Origin of the sequence: Streptomyces sp. SID14478 (genome assembly GCF_010548525.1) — a bacterium.
GTDB lineage: Bacteria > Actinomycetota > Actinomycetes > Streptomycetales > Streptomycetaceae > Streptomyces.
Genome location: NZ_JAAGMG010001237.1, coordinates 1 through 3,159 on the forward strand (window position 1 = coordinate 1; position 3,159 = coordinate 3,159).

General features: G+C 73.5%; 4 protein-coding genes and 1 pseudogene. 4 read left to right on the forward strand and 1 reads right to left on the reverse strand.

Going from position 1 to position 3,159, the window contains the following annotated elements:
- The 3 genes and pseudogenes from G3I40_RS39780 to G3I40_RS39790 form a co-directional block, all read left to right on the forward strand.
- Nucleotides 1–250 (forward strand): annotated as a pseudogene (locus G3I40_RS39780) (magnesium chelatase); the annotation flags it as partial.
- On the forward strand, nucleotides 250–858 hold the full coding sequence (cobO, locus tag G3I40_RS39785) for a cob(I)yrinic acid a,c-diamide adenosyltransferase (RefSeq protein WP_164559690.1): 609 nt from the start codon (nucleotides 250–252) through the stop codon (nucleotides 856–858). The pseudogene G3I40_RS39780 and the gene cobO, both read left to right, overlap by 1 nt.
- Before the next feature lie 8 nt (nucleotides 859–866).
- Nucleotides 867–2,234: a cobyrinate a,c-diamide synthase gene (locus G3I40_RS39790; protein WP_164559691.1), complete on the forward strand. Its 1,368-nt coding sequence runs from the start codon at nucleotides 867–869 to the stop codon at nucleotides 2,232–2,234.
- Nucleotides 2,235–2,239: 5 nt separating this feature from the next.
- On the opposite strand, the gene G3I40_RS39795 is transcribed toward G3I40_RS39790, so the two are convergent.
- A complete protein-coding gene (locus G3I40_RS39795; RefSeq protein ID WP_164559692.1) occupies nucleotides 2,240–2,971 on the reverse strand; it encodes a ZIP family metal transporter in 732 nt (243 codons plus the stop codon).
- 6 nt (nucleotides 2,972–2,977) lie between these two features.
- On the opposite strand from G3I40_RS39795, the gene G3I40_RS39800 reads away from it, so the two are divergent.
- On the forward strand, nucleotides 2,978–3,159 hold a 182-nt coding region (locus G3I40_RS39800; RefSeq protein ID WP_164559693.1), incomplete at its 3' end, for a cobalamin biosynthesis protein.

The following is a 3,159-nucleotide window of genomic DNA, read 5'->3' on the forward strand; positions in this document are numbered from 1 at the left end:
CGGGCGGGCCACGGGTGGGCCCGAGCCGGTGAAGCTGGCCGGGCGCGCGGCCGGGCTGCACGCCGCCGAGGGCACGGCCTCGGTGGTCGTGGACTGCGAGAGCGGCATGGTGCGGCTCGGGCTCGCCGGTCAGCTGGCCGGCCAACTCGGCGGCAGCGCCGTCACGTTGGACGAGCTGCGGGCCGACGCCATCGCCGGACTCGTCAAGGACGCACAAGGAACGAACCAGACCCGCAGGAGGGCCGCCTGATGCCGCAGGGACAGCCGAGTGTCGTACCGGACGACGGACTGACGACACGTCAGCGTCGCAACCGTCCGCTGGTGTTCGTGCACACGGGCATCGGCAAGGGCAAGTCGACGGCCGCCTTCGGGCTCGCGCTGCGCGCGTGGAACCAGGGCTGGCCGATCGGGGTGTTCCAGTTCGTCAAGTCGGCGAAGTGGAAGGTCGGCGAGGAGAACGCCCTCAAGGTGCTGGGCGCCTCCGGCGAGGGCGGCACCGTCGACTGGCACAAGATGGGCGAGGGCTGGTCGTGGGTGCAGCGCGGCATCCACGGCGACAACTCCGACAACGAGGAGAAGGCGCGCGAGGGCTGGGAGCAGGTCAAGCGGGACCTGGCCGCGCAGACGTACAAGCTGTACGTGCTCGACGAGTTCGCGTACCCGATGCACTGGGGCTGGATCGACGTGGACGAGGTCGTACAGGTGCTGCGGGACCGCCCCGGCACCCAGCACGTCGTCATCACGGGGCGCAACGCCCCAAAGGAACTGGTCGAGTTCGCGGATCTCGTCACCGACATGTCGAAGGTGAAGCACCCGATGGACACGGGCCAGAAGGGCCAGCGGGGCATCGAGTGGTAGCGACGTCCGTGACCGTGCCCCGGCTGGTGGTCGCCGCGCCCGCGTCCGGGTCGGGCAAGACCACCGTGGCGACCGGTCTGATGGCCGCGTTCGCCGAGCGGGGCCTCGCCGTGTCCCCGCACAAGGTCGGGCCCGACTACATCGACCCGGGTTATCACGCGCTCGCGACCGGCCGCCCCGGCCGGAACCTGGACGCGTACATGTGCGGTCCCGAGCTCGTGGCGCCGCTGTTCGCGCACGGCACGCAGGGGTGCGAACTGGCCGTCGTGGAAGGCGTGATGGGGCTGTTCGACGGGGTGTCGGGGCAGGGCGAGCTGGCTTCCACGGCGCATGTCGCCAAGCTCCTCAAGGCGCCGGTCGTGCTCGTCGTCGACGCCTCGTCGCAGTCGCGTTCGGTGGCGGCGCTGGTGCACGGCTTCGCGTCCTTCGACCCGCAGGTGCGGCTCGCGGGCGTCATCCTCAACAAGGTCGGCTCCGAGCGGCACGAGCTGCTGCTGCGCGAGGCGCTGGAGGAGGTCGGCGTCCCGGTGTTCGGCGCGCTGCGCCGCACGCCCCAAGTGGCCACCCCGGCACGTCACTTGGGGCTCGTGCCGGTGGCCGAGCGGAGTTCCGAGGCGGTGGACTCGGTACGCGCGGCGGCCGAGATGGTGCGCGAGGGGTGCGACCTGGAGGGGCTGCTGGCGTTGGCGCGCACGGCTCCCCCGCTGGCGACGGAGGCATGGCGGCCGGTGCCGTCACAGACGCGGGAAACCGCCCGTCCGGCCACGGACCACCCGCACGGGCCGATCGTGGCCGTGGCAGGCGGCGCGGCCTTCACCTTCTCCTACGCCGAGCACACCGAACTGCTCACCGCGGCGGGCGCCCAGGTCGCCACGTTCGACCCCCTGCGCGACGAACAACTCCCGGAGGGCACCGCGGGAATCGTCATAGGCGGCGGCTTCCCCGAGGTGTACGCCCCCGAGCTGTCCGCCAACGGACGGCTCCGCAAGGCCGTCGCCGAACTGGCCCTCTCGGGCGCCCCGGTCGTCGCCGAGTGCGCGGGCCTGCTCTACCTCGCCCGCTCCCTCGACGGCCAGGAGATGTGCGGCGTGCTGGACGCGGACGCGCGGATGTCCACCCGGCTCACCCTCGGCTACCGGGACGCGGTCGCCGTGTCCGACAGCGTCCTCGCCCCGGCGGGGGCGCGGCTGCGCGGCCACGAGTTCCACCGGACGGTGATGGAGCCGGGCGCGGGCCCCGCCCCCGCGTGGGGCATGCGGCTGCCGCAGCCCCGCGTCGAGGGCTTCGTGCAGCGGGGCGTGCACGCCAGCTATCTGCACACGCACTGGGCGGGCCGGCCGGAGATCGCCGCCCGGCTGGTCGACCGGTGCGGGTGACCCGGTCAGCCCGCGAGGCCGACCACGAGCCAGATGAAGGCCGCTCCCGCCACCGTGCACAGCAGGGTCGAGCGGGCGGGGTGGTCGTGGTGCGCCTCGGGCAGGATCTCGGCGGCGGCCAGGTACAGCAGCACGCCGCCGAAGAAGCCGAGATAACCGCCGAGCAGTTGCTCCGGAATGGTGAACAGCAGCGTCGAGGCGGCACCCACCACGGGCGCCACCGCGTCGGCGAGCAGCATCGCCATCGCCTTGCGGCGGGCGTTCCCGTACAGCCGCGTGATCGTGTACGTGTTGAAGCCGTCGGCGAAGTCGTGGGCGATCACCGCGAGCGCCACGGCGAGTCCCATGCCGCCGCCCACCTGGAACGCGGCGCCGATCGCGATGCCGTCCATCATGCTGTGCCCGACCATCGCCCCGGCGGCCGTGAGCCCGACCTCGGGGGCCCGGCCGTTCTCGTGCTCGTCGGCGCCGTGGGCGGCCTGGCGCTGGGCCAGGAGGTGTTCCAGGACGTGCGCGCCGAGGAACCCCGCGACGAACAGCAGCAGCGCCGCGGGCACGCCGAACACCGGGCCGCCCGCCGCGTCCAGCGCCTCCGGCAGCAGATCGAGGCCGACCACGCCGAGCATCAGCCCGCCCGCGAGACCGAGCACCAGGTGGCGCCGGTCGGTGACCCGCCTCGCGGTCCAACCGCCGACCAGGGTCATCACAAAGGCGCCGAGCGCCACGAACACCGCCATGGGCCCTTGCTAACCCATCCGGCACCCGCGGCGCACATCCGACACCACCCGGACGCCGTGGTCGTCGGGGTCGGCGCCCGCGCCGGGGTGACGTCCGAGGAGGTGCTCGGGCTGGTCCGGGCCGTCCTGGCGGAGGCGGGGGCCGGGCCCGGCGACGTGGTGGCGCTCGCGACGCTCGACGCCAAGGG